Below are 545 nucleotides of genomic sequence, written 5' to 3'. Positions count from 1 at the left end.
GTCGGGCGCACCCGTTCGTACGGAGCAACTGGCGCTCCGCACGAGGGACAGGGCAACTCACTGGTGACTGGGTGCGTGCCTGACGAAGCTCTTCGTTTCGGCTGAGATAAATGCTCTCACTTACGGAACATCGCAGGTTCGTCGAAGTTGGAAAGCTACGGAGGACGTGCACATGAACAGTGTCATCTATCTTATCGGCCTTATCGTTGTCGTGCTCGCGGTCCTCTCCTTCCTCGGTTTTCACTAGGTGGCCTCATGCAGCATGAGAACGATCAGGGCGGACAGCCCACCGATTTCGACAAGGCGAAAAGCGACGTCTCCGACAGACTTCGCCAGGAAAATGAGCGTGCCAGCGAGTTGCTTCACGACGCGCGGGACGAGGTGACCCGTAAGGCTGGCGACTATGCATCTGAAGCCACGCAGGTCATCTCCGACAAGGCGGAGGAGGCGCAGCGCGACATCGGATCGAGCTTGGCGGCGTTGGGTGGTGCACTGCGAGCGGCCAGCGATCACCTTGCCAGCAACGATGAAAGGAACGCATCGAA

1 pseudogene is annotated in these 545 nt (G+C 59.1%); it reads left to right on the top strand.

Annotation, left to right across the window (positions count from 1 at the left end):
• Positions 1 to 255 precede the first annotated feature (255 nt).
• Positions 256 to 545 (top strand): annotated as a pseudogene (locus NKK50_RS31280) (hypothetical protein); the annotation flags it as partial.

The sequence above is a fragment of the Mesorhizobium sp. M0001 genome (genome assembly GCF_040324255.1).
Taxonomy (GTDB): domain Bacteria; phylum Pseudomonadota; class Alphaproteobacteria; order Rhizobiales; family Rhizobiaceae; genus Mesorhizobium.
The sequence above is the reverse complement of the archived record's forward strand: the minus strand, read 5'-3'. Positions and strand labels throughout refer to the sequence as shown.